This window comes from Candidatus Sodalis endolongispinus (assembly GCF_018777395.1).
Taxonomy (GTDB): Bacteria; Pseudomonadota; Gammaproteobacteria; order Enterobacterales; family Enterobacteriaceae; genus Sodalis_B; species Sodalis_B endolongispinus.
On sequence record NZ_JAFJYC010000001.1, the window covers coordinates 2,058,685 to 2,073,744 of the forward strand.

Below are 15,060 nucleotides of genomic sequence, written 5' to 3' on the forward strand. Positions count from 1 at the left end.
CGCGGTGTATAGCTGGATCCGTCTGCCACTTTTTCTTTCCGCCGCTATCGTGGCGTCTGCCGGGCCGCTAGGGTGAAGGGGTTTTCGTTCACCCAAGGGGCCCGACATGCATCGCCAGTGTGGATTTACTCTTATGGAGTTGATGGTGGTGATCGCCATCATCGCTATTCTTAGCGCTATTGCGCTGCCCGGATATCAACGTTATCTGGATCGCGCGGCACTGACCGAAATGCTGCACATCGCCAGCCCCTACCGTCTGGCGGTTGAGCTGTGCGCCATGCAGCAGGGCGATGTTGATAGTTGCAACGCCGGTCAACAGGGTATTCCGGCCACTCATCGCTCCCGTTATGTCAGCGGCGTCAGCGTGCGTCAGGGCATGATAAGTCTGACCGGCCGCCAAACCCTGGCTGGGCTGACGTTGGTGATGACGCCCGCGACACACGGCGATGGCCTGCTCTGGCACCATCGCTGCGACGCCGCGGCGGGCAGCCATCTCGCCGCGCCGTGTGGGGCGCTATTCCAGAACCCCGAACGCGAGGATGAGTAATGTTCAACCGCACGCATACTGATGCGCGCTGGCAGGTGACCGGCACCCCGCTGCGCGACGATATGCCGGTGACCGGTACGTTGGATCTGCTGCTGCAGCGCGCTGTGCCGCGAAGCGTCGGATATCCACATTGAGTCCTGTTCGCCCGCAGGCTACCGGCTGCGATTGCGCGTCGATGGTCTGATGACCACCGCTCAGGGTTGTCCCGCCGCGCTGGCGGAGGGTCTGGTCGCGCGTCTGAAGGTTTTGGCGCGGTTGGATATCGCCGAACGCCGCCAGCCCCAGGATGGACAATTCAGCGCCGGCGGCGATGGCCCGCCGTGTTCGCTGCGGCTTTCCACGCTGCCCACCCTGTACGGAGAAAAAGCGGTACTGCGTCTGTTACGCTGCTCGCCGGAGCGTCTGACGCTGAAAAGACCGGGCATGCCGGCGACGCTGCGGCGGCGGGTGATACGCGTGCTGCGTCAACCCCACGGGCTAATGTTGATAACCGTCCCCACCGGTAGCGGTAAAACGCTGACGCTCTACGCCATGCTAAATATGCTGCGCCGCCGTCCGCTCAATATTTGCAGCATGGAGGATCCGGTTGAGCTGCCGTTGAGCGGTATCAACCAGTGTCAGGTCAATTTCAGGGCACAACTGGATTTTCCGCTGCTGCTGCGGGCGCTGCTGCGCCAGGATCCAGACGTGCTGATGGTGGGCGAGATCCGCGATCATGAAACCGCCGCCGTGGCGCTGAACGCCGCCCGCACCGGCCATCTGGTGCTCTCAACGCTGCATACGCTATGCGCCGACGACGCCATAAGCCGGCTGCGCCAGCTCGGGCTGGATGCGACGCAGGCAGGACCGGCGCTGAGCCTGGTTCGCCAGCTGTGCCCCGACTGCCGGCGCGCGCCACGGTTTGAAGCTCCCCGGCAGGACGCGACAGGCGGTTGGCAGGCGCAAGGTTGCGTCCGCTGCCGGCGCGGCTATACCGGCCGCTGTGGCCTGTTCGCGCTGCTGGAGGATGACGCCAGCGGGGGCCAGGGACTGTGGTGCGCCGGCATGGCGCTGGCGCAGCAGGGCACAACCTCGTTGGCCGAGCTCAGGCGCGTCTTGGGTAATCCGCCGTGAGCGGCTGCTGGCTCTGGCGTTGGCAGGGTTTGTCCGCCGAAGGCCAACTCTGTCGGGGTGAAGTAATAGGCCGCAGCCGCCGCGACTGCGGTCTGCGTTTAGTGGCGTTGGGCCACCAGCCCTTTCGCCTACGTATTCACGGCTGGCTGCCGGCGCGCTATTGGCAACGCAGGGTGCTGATTGACCTTACCGACCGGCTCGCCTCGCTGCTGCAGACCGGCCTGACGCTGCTGGGAGCCGAATACCCCCGCGCCGGCTGGCGCTGTCTGCTGGCGCAGATCGGCGCGGATATCGAACGGGGAGTGACGCTATCACGGGCCTGCGCCGCCTGGCCGCAGGTCTTTCCGCCGGTGTGGTGCGCCATGTTCGCCCTGGGCGAGCTTACCGGCAGGTTGGATAGCTGCTGCGCCGAACTGGTGCAAAGCGAAGCCCGCCTGTGGCGTCTCAGACAGCAGGTCATGCGGTCGCTACGCTATCCGCTGCTGGTCAGTATGGGCGCGGTTGGCGTACTGCTGCTAATGCTGTTGCCGGCCTTCGCCCGCATCTATGCCAGCGCAGGCGTCCCCCTACCGTCCACCGCCGCCCTGCTGCTGCGTTTCGCGGCGCACGCGGGGGAACAGGGGCTGGTTTATCTCGCCGTCGCGCTGGCGCTGTACGCCGTTTGGCGGCGATTGTGCCACTATCACCCGCGCTGGCGTCATCGGCTGCGCGCCACCGCGCTGTGGCTGCCGCTGGCGGGCCCGCTGTTGCGACATCACGCGCTTCATCAGTTGTTACAGACGCTGTCAATGACCCATCGCGCCGGCATCGCTCTCGATCGGGCGCTGGCGGTCGCGGCCCGCGCGGAGGGGCACCCGCGCTATCGTCAGGCCGTGCTGCGCTGCCGGCAGGATCTGCGCCGCGGCAAGGCACTGCATCAAACGCTGGCGCCAACATCGCTGTTTCCGGCGCATTGCCGCTGGCTCATTCGCAACGGCGAGCTTACCGGCACGCTGGATGAGGTATTATCGCAGCTGGCGCGGTTACACGGCGAGCAGGCGCGGGAAAAGGCCGAACAGCTGGCGCAGTTGGCCGAGCCTGCGCTGCTGCTGCTGACAGGTGCCATGGTGTGCGGACTGGTGGTGATTCTTTATCTACCCCTGCTGCAGTTAGGAGAAGTATTTAGCCAGTTCTGATGGCGGAAAGGCACCACCGCCACGCGTGTCGACAGGCGGCGAGAAACACTGAACGGTGCAGGCGGAGACAGGGGAAGGTGGCGAGAAACGTTCAGCGGCGCAGACGGTGACAGGTGAAGGCGGGGAGAAACGCTTAACGACGCAGACGGGGACAGGTGAGCGGCGAGAATCGCTTAACGACGCAGACGGGGATAGGTGAAGGCGGCGAGAATCGCTCAACGACGCAGACGGGGACAGGTGCAGGCGGCGAGAAACGCTCAACGGCGCAGGCGGGCACAGGTGAAGGCGGCGGCGTCCCATCCGCCGCCCGACGCTGATTATAGCTGGGTAAAGATCCGGTTTTCCTGCTCGGCGACGCGGATAAAAGTGGTGCGTTTGGTCAATTCCTTTAAACGCGACGCGCCAACATAGGTGCAGGCGGAGCGCAGACCGCCGAGGATATCGCGGATGGCATATTCCACCGGCCCGCGCAGCGGCAGCTTGACGGTTTTGCCCTCCGCTGCGCGGTAATCCGCCACGCCGCCGACATGCCGCTTCATGGCTGACTCTGAGCTCATGCCGTAGAACAGCATAAAGCGTTCACCGTTTTCTTCGACGAGGGTGCCTTCACATTCGTCGTGGCCGGCCAGCATGCCACCCAACATCACGAAATCCGCGCCACCGCCGAACGCTTTGGCGACGTCGCCCGGCACTGAGCAGCCGCCGTCGCTGACAATCTGCCCGCTCAGACCGTGGGCGGCATCGGCACACTCGATGACCGCTGACAGTTGGGGATAGCCGACGCCGGTTTTCACCCGCGTGGTACATACCGAGCCGGGGCCGATACCCACTTTGACGATATCGGCGCCGGACAGAATAAGTTCCTCCACCATCTCGCCCGTCACCACATTGCCGGCGCAAATCACTTTATCCGGGCAGGCCTCGCGAGCTTTTTGCACAAAGTTTACAAAATGCTCCGAATAGCCATTGGCGACATCAATGCAGATAAAATTCAGCTGCGGCGACAGCGCCAGGACTTGCTTCATTTTCTCGAAGTCGGCGGCGGAGGTGCCGGTGGACACCATCACGTGACGCAGTACCGATTCCGGCGCCCGCGCCACAAATTCACGCCACTGATCCACGGTATAATGTTTGTGCACCGCGGTGAGCACGTCGAAGGCGGCCAGCGCCTCCGCCATATGAAAGGTGCCGACGGTATCCATGTTCGCGGCGATAACCGGCACACCGGACCAGCGAATGCCGGGGTGTTTGAAGGTGAAGTCGCGCTGTAGTTCAACATCGGAGCGGCTTTTCAGCGTGGAGCGTTTTGGCCGGATAAGGACATCTTTAAAACCTAACTTCACATCTTCTTCAATACGCATAGGGTTTTCCTGGTAAAAGGCGACAAGTCGCTAATCAATATCGGATACAATTTGCCTATTCCAGTAGCGGTATCATACGCGGGATTAAAGTTAGGGCAAGACTGCGAAATCTGCCCGTTTTACGCTACAATCGTACCAATTTACCTGGTGCCGGGGGATTCTTTTTCAGGGTGAGGCAGTTAACGTGACGCAATTCATTGTCGCCCTGACCGGCGGTATCGGCAGCGGTAAAAGCACGGTGGCCAACGCCTTTGCCGCGCTTGGCGTGCCTCTGGTGGACGCCGACGTGATCGCTCGGGAGGTGGTGCAACCGGAAAGTCCGGCCCTGGACGCCATCGTGCAGCGTTTTGGCCCGGCGATGCTAAGCGCGGACGGGTCGCTGGATCGCGCCGCGCTTCGCGCGCGTATTTTCAGCGACCCGGCAGAGAAAGCCTGGCTTAACGGTCTGCTTCATCCGCTTATTCAGCGGCAAACCGAGCAGCGGTTACGCTCCGCTCGCACCCCGTACGTGCTGTGGGTAGTGCCGCTGCTGATTGAAAATAACCTGCAGCAGAGCGCCGACCGGGTGCTGGTGGTGGATGTCGACCGCGCCCGCCAGATTGCGCGCACACTCAGCCGGGACGGCGTCAGCCGTGCACAGGTAGAAAACATTCTGGCGGCGCAGGTGTCGCGTCAGCAGCTTCTGGCCTGCGCGGACGATATTATTGATAATAGCGGGCGCCCCGAGGAGATAACGGATCGCGTTGCTACCTTGCATCAACGCTATCTTGCGCTTGCGGCATCAGCAACCCGACAGGATAAATCACCATGAGTGACGTTTACTCGACAACGGTGCTGTTTGAACACCCGTTAAATGAAAAAATGCGTACCTGGCTTCGACTGGAGTTTCTGTTACAGCAGCTTTATCGACATCCGGCGTTAAGCGAGACAGCCAACGCGCTGACGTTTTTTCGTACTTTGTCCGATCTGCTGGACGTTTTGGAACGCGGCGATATCCGCAGTGAAATGCTGAAAGAGCTCGATCGCCAGCAGCAAAAGTTATTGCAGTGGGAAGGCGTGCCCGGCGTCGACAGCGAGCGCGTCAGCGCCCTGCGCACCGAGTTCAAACGTTGCGCCACTACGCTGATGTCGGCCCCGCGTCTGGGTCAGTTGCTGCGCGAGGACCGCCTGATCGGCGCCGTGCGCCAGCGGCTTTCTATTCCTGGAGGCGGCTGCAGCTTCGACCTGCCGGCGCTGCATATCTGGCTCCATCTGCCGCAGCCGCAGCGGGACGCGCAGGTCAACGGCTGGCTGCAAACGCTGGATCCGCTTAACGCCGCGCTGACCCGCATACTGGATATCGTGCGCCATTCGGGGCCGTTCAAGAATCAAATCAGTTTAAACGGTTTTTTCCAAGACAACGCCGAGGTTGGCGATTTGCTGCGGCTACGCATCCCTGTTGAGCATCAACTTTATCCACAAGTATCCGGCCATAAAACCCGTTATGCTATCCGTTTTTTATCCCTGGACAGCGAAAACGGCGTGGTGCCGAACCGCTTGCCGTTTGAACTGGCCTGCTGTTAGGAGAACGCTACCATGAGCGACGATATCATTAACGTCCCCTGCCCCACCTGCGGTAAAGCGGTGGAATGGAGCCAGAAAAGCCTGTTTCGGCCGTTTTGCAGCAAACGCTGTCAGCTGATTGATTTGGGCGAATGGGCGGAAGAAGAAAAACGCATTCCAAGCGATGTGCACATTACCGACAGCGACGAGTGGAGCGATGAAACCCGCCATTAATAAGGCCGCATAGGCGGCGGTTGACTTTGCCGTTGTAGGCGACACGCTTCATCCCCGGATGCCGCATTAGCCCACCAGCTTACCCTGGTTATCCCCGCCAGTCGGCGGCGGCACGGTGCGCTTGCCGCCTGCTACCACCTGCGCGCGACATCAATGCACCAGCCGCTGACTCTCGCGCGGTATCGATGTGCTGTCCGCTGGATCTCGCGCGGCATCGATATGCTGCCCCATGACTCTTAAGCGGCATCGTTGCGCTACTGACTGAATGAGCGCGCGCTTTTAATCCGCCGTCAGTTGGCGGATGATGGCCGCGTTGGCCTGTGGGAACTCATCCGCGCGCAGCGCCTGCTGCGGGCACCAGCGCACCGGCTGTCCTTCGTTGCCGCAGGGCGTGCCGCGCCACTGCTCCACCAGATAGAAATAAAACGCCATCTGCCGCTCGGCGAAAGCATGCTGCGTGGTCGCCAACAGCCGGGCACGTTCGACGTCAATGCCGGTCTCTTCGCGCAATTCGCGATACAGCGCCTGTTCGGGGGTTTCTCCCGGCTCGACCTTACCGCCTGGAAACTCCCAAAAGCCCCCCATGTGGACATCCGCCGCCCGGCGGGCGATGAAGATCTCCCGCCGGGCGTTACGTATAATACCCACCGCAATGGTTCGTATGGTCATAGCTGTCAGCGCTCCTTCACGTTGTCCCGCACAGCCAGGCCGCGCTCCTTAGAAAAAGTGTAACCCGTTTTTGCTAAAACGCCCGGCGAACCGGGCGTAATGTGCGACTAACGGCCAAGTGGTGCCGTGCTATTGAAGTTTGCCGTGGCAATGCTTAAATTTCTTGCCCGAACCGCACGGACACGGATCGTTGCGCCCGACTTTGCGGCTTTCCTGCGCCGCTGCCGCATTACCATGGGCGAGTTCATCCACCGGCGCCTGATGGCTCAGCTGCTGCTGTCTGGCGAGACGTTCGGCCTCCTCGCGTCGCTGCTGCTCCATCGCCTCGACCTCTTCCGGCATGCGCACCTGCACTTTGCTAAGCGTGCTGATCACTTCATATTTCAGCGACTCCAGCATAGCGGCAAACATGGCGAAAGATTCGCGCTTGTACTCCTGTTTCGGATCTTTTTGCGCATAACCGCGCAAATGGATGCCCTGACGCAGATAATCCATCGCCGCCAAATGCTCTTTCCACAGGGAATCCAGCGTTGGCAGCATGACGCCCTTCTCGAAATTGCGCATCATATCGGTGCTGACGATCTCTTCTTTACGCTGGTATTGGACCAGCGTCTGCTCAAGCACGCGCTCGCGCAGGGTTTCCTCATGCAGGCCAGGTTCATCGTCCAGCCATTGGGCGACGGGCATTTCCAGATCGAAATCATCCTTGAGGCGCTGCTCCAGCCCCGGCACGTCCCACATTTCCTCCAGCGACTGCGGCGGAATATAGCTATCGAGAATGGTCTTCAGCACATCTTCGCGGATGCTCTTAACGGTCTCGCTAATGTCCACCACGTCGAGCAGTTCGTTGCGCTGGGTGTAGATCGCGCGGCGCTGATCGTTGGCGACGTCATCATATTCCAGCAATTGCTTACGAATATCGAAGTTGCGGCTTTCCACCTTGCGTTGAGCATTGGCAATCGCCTTAGTGACCCAGGGATGCTCGATGGCTTCACCGGGCTTCATGCCCAGTTTGCGCATCATGCCTGAGACGCGATCCGAGGCGAAAATACGCATCAGGGCATCTTCCATCGACAGGTAAAAACGGGAGGAGCCGGCGTCGCCCTGACGGCCGGAACGGCCGCGCAGCTGATTGTCGATACGGCGCGACTCATGGCGCTCGGTGCCGATAATATGCAGGCCGCCGGCGGCCTGCACCGCTTCATGGCGTGGCTGCCAGGCATCCTTAATGGCGGCGATCTGCTGCTCGTCCGGGGACTCCAGGGCCGCGACTTCCGCCTGCCAGCTACCGCCTAGCACGATGTCGGTACCGCGCCCGGCCATGTTGGTGGCGATGGTGACCGCCCCCGGCTGACCCGCCTGGGCGACGATGTCGGCCTCCATGGCATGGAATTTGGCGTTAAGCACCTTGTGCGCAATGCCGGCTTTTTCCAGCTCGCCGGAAACCAGCTCCGATTTTTCAATGGAGATGGTCCCCACCAGGACCGGCTGTCCCCGTTCGGTACAGGTTTTGATATCCTCGATGATGGCGTCTATTTTTTCCTTTTCCGTCATATAGACCAGATCGGCCAAATCCTTACGGATCATAGGACGGTTGGTCGGCACCACGATGGTATCGAGTTTATAAATGGAGCTGAACTCGAACGCTTCGGTGTCGGCGGTACCGGTCATACCGGCCAGCTTCTCATACAGGCGGAAGTAGTTCTGGAAGGTAATTGACGCCAGGGTTTGGTTTTCATTCTGAATGGCGACATTTTCCTTGGCCTCCACCGCCTGGTGCAGCCCATCGGACCAGCGGCGTCCTGGCATGGTGCGGCCGGTGTGCTCGTCGACAATGATAACTTCACCGTCTTTGACGATATAATCCACGTCGCGGGCGAACAGCACGTGGGCGCGCAGAGCGGCGGTCACATGATGCATCAGCATAATGTTGGCAGGCGAGTAGAGCGATTCGCCCTCCTCCATGATGTCGGCTTTCACCAGCAGCTCTTCAATCAGCACCAGCCCGCGTTCAGTCAGGTTCACCTGACGGGACTTCTCATCCACCGAGAAGTGCCCCTCGCCCTGGAAACTCTCGGAGTCTTCTTTGTCCTGACGAATCAGATGGGGGATAAGCTTATCGACGCGGCGATACATATCCGAGCTGTCCTCCGCCGGGCCGGAGATAATCAGCGGGGTGCGGGCTTCGTCAATCAAGATGGAATCCACCTCATCCACCAGCGCGTAATGCAGTTTGCGTTGCACCCGCTCTTCCGGGCTGAACGCCATATTGTCGCGCAGGTAGTCGAAGCCGTACTCGTTGTTGGTACCGTAGGTAATATCGGCGGCGTAGGCGGCCCGCTTGGCCGGTGCCGGCAGCCCTGGCAGGTTAATGCCAACGCTCAGCCCCAGAAACTCGAACAGCGGGCGGTTGTTTTCCGCATCGCGCTGCGCCAGGTAATCATTCACCGTGACCACGTGCACACCTTTTCCGCTCAGGGCGTTCAGGTAGGCCGGCAGCGTCGCGGTCAAGGTTTTCCCTTCACCGGTGCGCATCTCGGCGATGCAGCGGTCGTTAAGCACCATCCCGCCCATCAATTGCACATCGAAATGGCGCATAGCGAATACCCGCTTGCTGGCCTCGCGCACCACGGCAAAGGCTTCCGGCAACAGGCTGTCAACGGTCGCCCCCTGAGCGATACGGTCGCGGAATTCAACGGTTTTGGCCGCGAGCTGTTCGTCGCTCAGCTGTGCCATCGCCGGTTCCATCTGGTTGATAGCATCCACCGCTTTGCTCATCCGGCGCAGGGTACGATCGTTACGGCTGCCAAAAATTTTGGTAAGTAATTTTGCTAGCATAGTCAGTCACATCTCATCACGGCCCCGTCCATCGGCGGCCAAAAAGTCGTTTGCGGGAAAGTTAAGGTCCTTTAGCGTCAGGCGATGGCGGGCGGGCCGGCGCGTATTCCCTGCAGCTGCGCCAGAAGAATGCCGCTGCGGTTGTCGATGAAAGCGACGTGGTCCGTTAACCGCAGCCGGCGGACCAGCACCGGCGGCCGCGCTTCGCGGTTGAGTAACAGACCCAGCGTGGTCAGCAGCACCTGATGCTGTACGCGCAGCGGCGCGACGGCCTCGGGCGCCCAGGCAATGGAGAGATGACGGATGACGGTACGTATGGCATGCTGATGCCAGTAGTCAACAGCGTAGGTGGGGCGACGCGGGACATCTTTCAGCCGTGCCAGCTGGCTGAAGCCGGCCTGAAAGGCGCTTTGCCGGCTAAGGCTGGGGCAATTGTCGGCCTGGTGCAGCATCTCCTGGCCAACGCCTGGCAACAAAGGCACGCCAAAAACGGCCGCGACCATCCCCAACAGGAGATGCGGCCAGAAATAACGTCTGCCAATTTGTCGCCAACGATTTAGAATACCCATTACCCGATCATGTCTTCCGCCGGAGTGTTGTTATGCGCGATAGTCGTCCACATCCCATCGACAGCCTGTTTAGCGACGCCGCCGAAACGGGCCGCGTGTCCCTCTCAAAGATTCAGCAGCGCGCCATCCTGCTGCTAAAGCTCAACCGCGCGGTCAACGCGCTGTTGCCGGCACCGCTGCGTCCCTGGTGCCGTGTTGCCAACGTCAGCCAGGGGGTGCTGGTACTGGAAACGGCTAATGCCAGCTGGAAGATGCGGTTACGCTATGAACAACCTCAAATATTGTCTGCGCTAAGAGCGCAGATTCTACCATCATTGTCGTCTATCGACATTAGGATTAACCCTGGCCTGGCGAGAAAACAGGAATTGAATGCGCAAAACAACGACAGCGGCCGGCAACATGGCCGGCCGCTGGGGGAAAAGCCACGGCGTTTGAGTGTCCAAAGCGCGGCGTCTATTCGCCATGTGGCGGCGCGCAGCGAAGGTAAATTAAAGAACGCGCTAGAACGACTGGCAGAGCTGGCCGGAGAGAGTGCCGACCCCGCACTTCGCGGGAAATAGACGCCAGATGGCTAACCTTGCCGGTGCAAAACCGGGACGCCGCCGTAAAGCACTGCGTCATCGACGTTAACGCTCAAGCCATGACGAAGGTTGGTGCCTTGAACGCCAGCGGCAGTTCAGCCTCGTCCTCGAAGGTCACCAGTTCCCAGGCTTCCTGACGCGCCAGTACCGCCTGCAACAGCTTATTGTTCATGGCGTGGCCGGATTTGAAGGCGGTAAACGCGCCAATGATGTTATGGCCGCACATAAACAGATCGCCGATGGCGTCGAGCATTTTGTGGCGGACGAACTCATCTTCAAAGCGCAGGCCATCTTCGTTCAGCACCCGATAGTCATCGACCACGATAGCGCAGTCGAAGCTGCCGCCAAGCGCCAGTCCGCGAGATTGCAGGTACTCGATATCGCGCATGAAGCCAAAGGTGCGGGCGCGGCTTATCTGGCGCACGAACGACTCCGCGGAGAAGTTCAGGAAATAACGTTGCGAGCTGGCATCAATCGCAGGATGTTTGAAGTCGATGGTGAAATCGAGCGTAAAGCCGTTATACGGCGCCAGCTCGGCCCATTTATCCCCATCTTCGACGCGCACCGCCTGTTTCAGACGCAGGAATTTTTTGGCGCTGTTAAGCTCCTCAATGCCGGCATCCAGCAGCAGGTAGACGAAAGGGCTGGCGCTGCCGTCCATGATCGGGATTTCAGGCGCATCCACTTCAACGATGATGTTGTCGATTCCCAACCCCGACAGCGCCGCGTTAAGGTGCTCTACGGTGGAAATACGCACATCATGCTCGTTCACCAGACAGGTGCAAAGCATGGTGTCACGCACCGACTTGGCGTCCGCGGGAAAATCCACCGGCGGGTTCAAATCGGTTCGACGATAGATGACCCCGGTGTTTGCCGGTGCAGGGCGTAGTGTCAGTGTGACCTTTTTGCCGGTATGTAGCCCGACACCGGTGGCCTGCACGATACGTTTTAAAGTCCGCTGTTTGATCATCTGTTTCTCTCGCAATGTTTAACCATGCCGCCTACTCCACCCAGTATAGAGAAGAGCGGGCGGGCCAGTTTAGCACAAAGAGCGCGTTTCCCAAAACAACACGGTTTAATCCGCCTGTTTACGCAAAAATGCCGGGATATCCAGGTAGTCGGGTTTCTTACCCCCCTGGGCGTTTTGCTCATTGACCGCCTTGGCCGCCGTTTTCTGCTCTTGATTGAGCGAAGACATGCCCGCGGTGTGATCGCGGTAGCGGTTATCCATCACCGGCTGGCTGCTCTGCTTACTGGTCACCAGCGTGATTTCCGGCCGTTTGTCCATGCCGATGCCGGTCGCGACTACGGTAACGCGCAGTTCGTCGTTCATGTCGGGATCCAGCGAAGTACCGATAACCACCGTGGCATTGTCGGAGGCGAAGGCGCGGATGGTATTACCCACGGTTTCAAATTCGTCCAGACGCAGGTCGAATCCCGCGGTAATGTTGACCATAACCCCACGGGCGCCGGACAGATCGATATCTTCCAGTAGCGGGCTGGAGATGGCCATTTCCGCCGCTTCTTCCGCGCGATCTTCGCCGCAGGCAACGCCGGAGCCCATCATGGCATAGCCCATTTCCGACATCACGGTGCGCACGTCGGCAAAGTCGACGTTCATCAGTCCCGGGCGGGTGATAAGCTCGGCGATACCCTGCACCGCGCCTTTCAGTACATCGTTGGCGGCGCCGAACGCGTCGAGCAGTGAAATACCGCGCCCCAGGACTTTCAGCAGCTTGTCGTTAGGGATGGTGATAAGCGAGTCGACATGCTTGGAGAGTTCAGCAATGCCCTGCTCGGCGAACGCCATACGTTTTTTGCCCTCAAAATTAAAGGGCTTAGTGACCACAGCCACGATCAGGATACCCAGATCCTTGGCGACTTCCGCGACAACCGGCGCGGCGCCGGTACCTGTACCACCGCCCATACCGGCGGCGATAAACACCATATCGGCCCCTTCGAGCGCGGCCCGCAGCGCTTCGCGGTCCTCTTCGGCGGAGTTGCGGCCCACTTCGGGATTGGCGCCGGCTCCCAGCCCTTTGGTAATGCCGCTGCCGATTTGAATGGTCTGGCCCACCGCCGTCTTACGCAATGCCTGCGCATCGGTATTCACCGCGAAGAAGTCCACGCCTTCGATGCGCTCGCGCACCATATGCTCGACGGCGTTGCCGCCACCGCCGCCGACGCCGATGACTTTAATCACCGCGTCGTTGGTTAATTCCATAGGTTCAAACATAATTTCTCTCCGTTTTGTGCCTGTCGCTTCGGAATCGGCCGCCTGCACAGCCGGGCCACGTCTTGAAAATCGTTAAAATTCTTTTCGCAGCCAGCCGCTGAACCGCTTAAACCATGTGCTGACTGACGTTCGTTTTTCCACGTCTACTTCGCCGCTTAAATGTGACTCTTTACCGTAATGCAGTAGCCCCACGGCGGTAGAATAATAGGGCGCCTGCGCATAATCCGTCAGACCGGTGATATTCAGCGGCTGGCCGATACGCACCTGGGTATGAAATACCCGCTGCGCGCACGCCGCCAAACCGTCGATTTGCGCCGCGCCGCCGGTCAGGACGATGCCGGCGGCCAGATGGTGTTTCACCCCCTGCGCCCGCAGTTGCTCCTGCAGTTGCAAAATTTCGTCATTGACCAGATTCAGCAGCTCGGTGTAACGCGGCTCGATCACCTCGGCCAGGGTCTGGCGCTGCAAGCTGCGCGGCGGCCGGCCGCCGACGCTCGGCACCTCCACGCTCTCGTCCTTGCTGACCATCGCGCCCAATGCGCAGCCGTGGCGGACTTTGGTCGCCTCGGCGTCGGTGGGCGGCGTGCCGAAGGCGTAGGCGATGTCGCTGGTGACCACATTGCCGGCGTAAGGGATCACCTTGGTATGGCGCAGTGCGCCGGCGGTATACACCGCCATGTCCATGGTGCCGCCGCCGATGTCGACCACGCATACGCCCAGTTCGCGTTCATTCTCGGTCAGAACCGCGTAACTTGACGCCAGTCCGGCGAAAATAAGTTGGTCAACTTTCAGCCCGCAACGTTCAACCGCTTTGACAATGTTCTTTGCCATATCATTATGGCAGGTAATCAGATGGACCTTGGCCTGCATGCGTACGCCGGACAGACCCACCGGATTTTTTATTCCTTCCTGATAGTCAATCGCATAGTCCTGCGGGATGACGTGCAAGATACGGTGCTCATCGCGCACCCGCACCGATTTGGCGGTATGCACCACATTTTCCACGTCTTCCTGGGTCACTTCTTCTTCCGAAATCGGCACCATGCCGATTTCATTCTGGCAGCTGATATGTTCGCCGGACAGGGCAAGATACACCGACGAGATCTGGCAGTCCGCCATCAGCTCCGCCTGATCAATAGCGCGCTGGACGCATTTCACCACCGATTCCAGATCGTTAACGCCACCTTTGTCCATGCCGCGCGACGGGCAACTGCCGACGCCGATGATATTCACCATACCATCGGGCAGCACCTCCCCTACCAACGCGGCCACCTTGGCCGTGCCGATCTCCAGTCCTACTACCAGTTTTCTGTCCGTCGCCTTGATCATTATTGTTCTGCCTGTGCCTGAGTCTGTTGCTGATTACTGTTTTCCGGTTCGATATAGGCCGCGGCCCATCCGACAGCCAAGCCCGAGTCATAGCGCAGGTCCACATAGCTGATGCGCTTATTATCGTTCCGGGCCTGCTGGAGAAGAACCGGATAAATCCCGATAAAACGCTGCAGGCGCCTGGCTCTGTCGTCCCGGCCCAGCTCCAGCCGGGTATCGTCCCGTAACGTCAACTGCCACGAATGGCGGGCGCTCATGCTGACCGCCTTGAGCTGAAACTTGGCCGCCGTCAGCACCGCGTTCATGGTGCGATAGCCGCTCAGCACATCTTGCTCACTGCCCTCCGGGCCATAAAGCATCGGCATGGGCTGATTGCCGATACGCTCCGCCGGCGCGCTAAATACCTCGCCGCTGCCGTCCAGCAGATGTTGATCGTTCCAGCGCGCCACCGGCACATATTCCACCAGGTGGATTTTCAACTCGTCCGGCCACTGTTTACGCACGCTAACCTGCTTTATCCACGGCATGCGCTCAATTTGCTGCTGAATGACGTTGACGTCCTGCGTCATAGAGGTGCCGGGCGCTCCCAGCGCCGGAATCGCCTGGCGGATATCGTCATTGGTGGTGTAATGACGTTCTCCGGTCACCACCAGCCGGGACAGCGGTAAACGGTGGGCATCTTTCATCCAGCCCACGACCATCCAACCCCCCCAGAAGATGGTGCCGAGCACCATCAACAAGAAGATCAGACCCGCGAGCTGGCCGCCGTTGCTGCGTCCCGCAGCGGCTCTCTCCGTCTCACGGTTGCGTACGTTTATCGCCGCCTGCGACATGTCAGGCCGCTCCCGCCGCGACGACCGTCTGCG

Annotated in this window: 16 protein-coding genes; 8 read left to right on the forward strand and 8 right to left on the reverse strand. The window is 60.2% G+C overall.

What is annotated here, in order from left to right:
• Window positions 1–106 precede the first annotated feature (106 nt).
• From ppdD to JZM24_RS10030, 4 genes are read left to right on the forward strand one after another with little or no spacing between them, the layout of a single operon-like run.
• Window positions 107–547, forward strand: a complete 441-nt coding sequence (gene ppdD / locus JZM24_RS10020; RefSeq protein WP_215669532.1) for a prepilin peptidase-dependent pilin — start codon at window positions 107–109, stop codon at window positions 545–547.
• Window positions 547–681 (forward strand): hypothetical protein, encoded by a 135-nt coding sequence (locus tag JZM24_RS19170; protein WP_281418190.1) that lies wholly within the window; start codon window positions 547–549, stop codon window positions 679–681. The genes ppdD and JZM24_RS19170 overlap by 1 nt, the downstream gene beginning before the upstream one ends.
• Window positions 677–1,660, forward strand: coding sequence for an ATPase, T2SS/T4P/T4SS family (locus tag JZM24_RS10025; RefSeq protein ID WP_312885005.1), 984 nt, complete (start codon window positions 677–679; stop codon window positions 1,658–1,660). Before JZM24_RS19170 ends, JZM24_RS10025 begins: the two co-directional genes overlap by 5 nt.
• Complete coding sequence (locus tag JZM24_RS10030; RefSeq protein WP_215669533.1) at window positions 1,657–2,835, forward strand: type II secretion system F family protein; 1,179 nt, start codon at window positions 1,657–1,659, stop codon at window positions 2,833–2,835. Before JZM24_RS10025 ends, JZM24_RS10030 begins: the two co-directional genes overlap by 4 nt.
• Before the next feature lie 317 nt (window positions 2,836–3,152).
• Here JZM24_RS10030 and JZM24_RS10035 read toward each other — a convergent pair whose 3' ends face one another.
• On the reverse strand, window positions 3,153–4,196 hold the full coding sequence (locus tag JZM24_RS10035; protein ID WP_215669534.1) for a GMP reductase: 1,044 nt from the start codon (window positions 4,194–4,196) through the stop codon (window positions 3,153–3,155).
• A 184-nt stretch (window positions 4,197–4,380) separates the two neighbouring features.
• Here JZM24_RS10035 and coaE point away from each other — a divergent pair, with 184 nt between their 5' ends.
• From coaE to yacG, 3 genes are read left to right on the forward strand one after another with little or no spacing between them, the layout of a single operon-like run.
• The gene (gene coaE / locus JZM24_RS10040; protein WP_215669535.1) at window positions 4,381–5,007 is read left to right on the forward strand and encodes a dephospho-CoA kinase; all 627 of its coding nucleotides are present in this window, start codon (window positions 4,381–4,383) and stop codon (window positions 5,005–5,007) included.
• Window positions 5,004–5,759 (forward strand): cell division protein ZapD, encoded by a 756-nt coding sequence (gene zapD, locus JZM24_RS10045; protein ID WP_215669536.1) that lies wholly within the window; start codon window positions 5,004–5,006, stop codon window positions 5,757–5,759. Before coaE ends, zapD begins: the two co-directional genes overlap by 4 nt.
• A gap of 12 nt (window positions 5,760–5,771) precedes the next feature.
• Window positions 5,772–5,972, forward strand: coding sequence for a DNA gyrase inhibitor YacG (yacG, locus tag JZM24_RS10050; RefSeq protein WP_215669537.1), 201 nt, complete (start codon window positions 5,772–5,774; stop codon window positions 5,970–5,972).
• Window positions 5,973–6,251: 279 nt separating this feature from the next.
• On the opposite strand, the gene mutT is transcribed toward yacG, so the two are convergent.
• From mutT to secM, 3 genes are all read right to left on the reverse strand, one after another.
• On the reverse strand, window positions 6,252–6,641 hold the full coding sequence (mutT, locus tag JZM24_RS10055) for an 8-oxo-dGTP diphosphatase MutT (protein ID WP_215669538.1): 390 nt from the start codon (window positions 6,639–6,641) through the stop codon (window positions 6,252–6,254).
• Window positions 6,642–6,770: 129 nt separating this feature from the next.
• The gene (secA, locus tag JZM24_RS10060) at window positions 6,771–9,479 is read right to left on the reverse strand and encodes a preprotein translocase subunit SecA (protein ID WP_215669539.1); all 2,709 of its coding nucleotides are present in this window, start codon (window positions 9,477–9,479) and stop codon (window positions 6,771–6,773) included.
• Between the two features lie 77 nt (window positions 9,480–9,556).
• Entirely contained in the window at window positions 9,557–10,048 is a 492-nt protein-coding gene (gene secM, locus JZM24_RS10065; protein WP_215669540.1) for a secA translation cis-regulator SecM, read from the reverse strand.
• Window positions 10,049–10,080: 32 nt separating this feature from the next.
• On the opposite strand from secM, the gene JZM24_RS10070 reads away from it, so the two are divergent.
• Window positions 10,081–10,608 (forward strand): DUF721 domain-containing protein, encoded by a 528-nt coding sequence (locus JZM24_RS10070; protein ID WP_215669541.1) that lies wholly within the window; start codon window positions 10,081–10,083, stop codon window positions 10,606–10,608.
• 73 nt (window positions 10,609–10,681) lie between these two features.
• Here the strand turns inward: JZM24_RS10070 and lpxC are convergent, their stop codons facing one another.
• The 4 genes from lpxC to ftsQ form a co-directional block, all read right to left on the reverse strand.
• Window positions 10,682–11,599, reverse strand: a complete 918-nt coding sequence (lpxC, locus tag JZM24_RS10075) for a UDP-3-O-acyl-N-acetylglucosamine deacetylase (protein ID WP_215669542.1) — start codon at window positions 11,597–11,599, stop codon at window positions 10,682–10,684.
• Window positions 11,600–11,704: 105 nt separating this feature from the next.
• A complete protein-coding gene (gene ftsZ / locus JZM24_RS10080) occupies window positions 11,705–12,865 on the reverse strand; it encodes a cell division protein FtsZ (protein ID WP_215669543.1) in 1,161 nt (386 codons plus the stop codon).
• A gap of 72 nt (window positions 12,866–12,937) precedes the next feature.
• Window positions 12,938–14,194, reverse strand: a complete 1,257-nt coding sequence (gene ftsA / locus JZM24_RS10085; RefSeq protein WP_215669544.1) for a cell division protein FtsA — start codon at window positions 14,192–14,194, stop codon at window positions 12,938–12,940.
• Window positions 14,194–15,027: a cell division protein FtsQ gene (gene ftsQ / locus JZM24_RS10090; RefSeq protein ID WP_215670106.1), complete on the reverse strand. Its 834-nt coding sequence runs from the start codon at window positions 15,025–15,027 to the stop codon at window positions 14,194–14,196. Before ftsQ ends, ftsA begins: the two co-directional genes overlap by 1 nt.
• Window positions 15,028–15,060 lie beyond the last annotated feature (33 nt).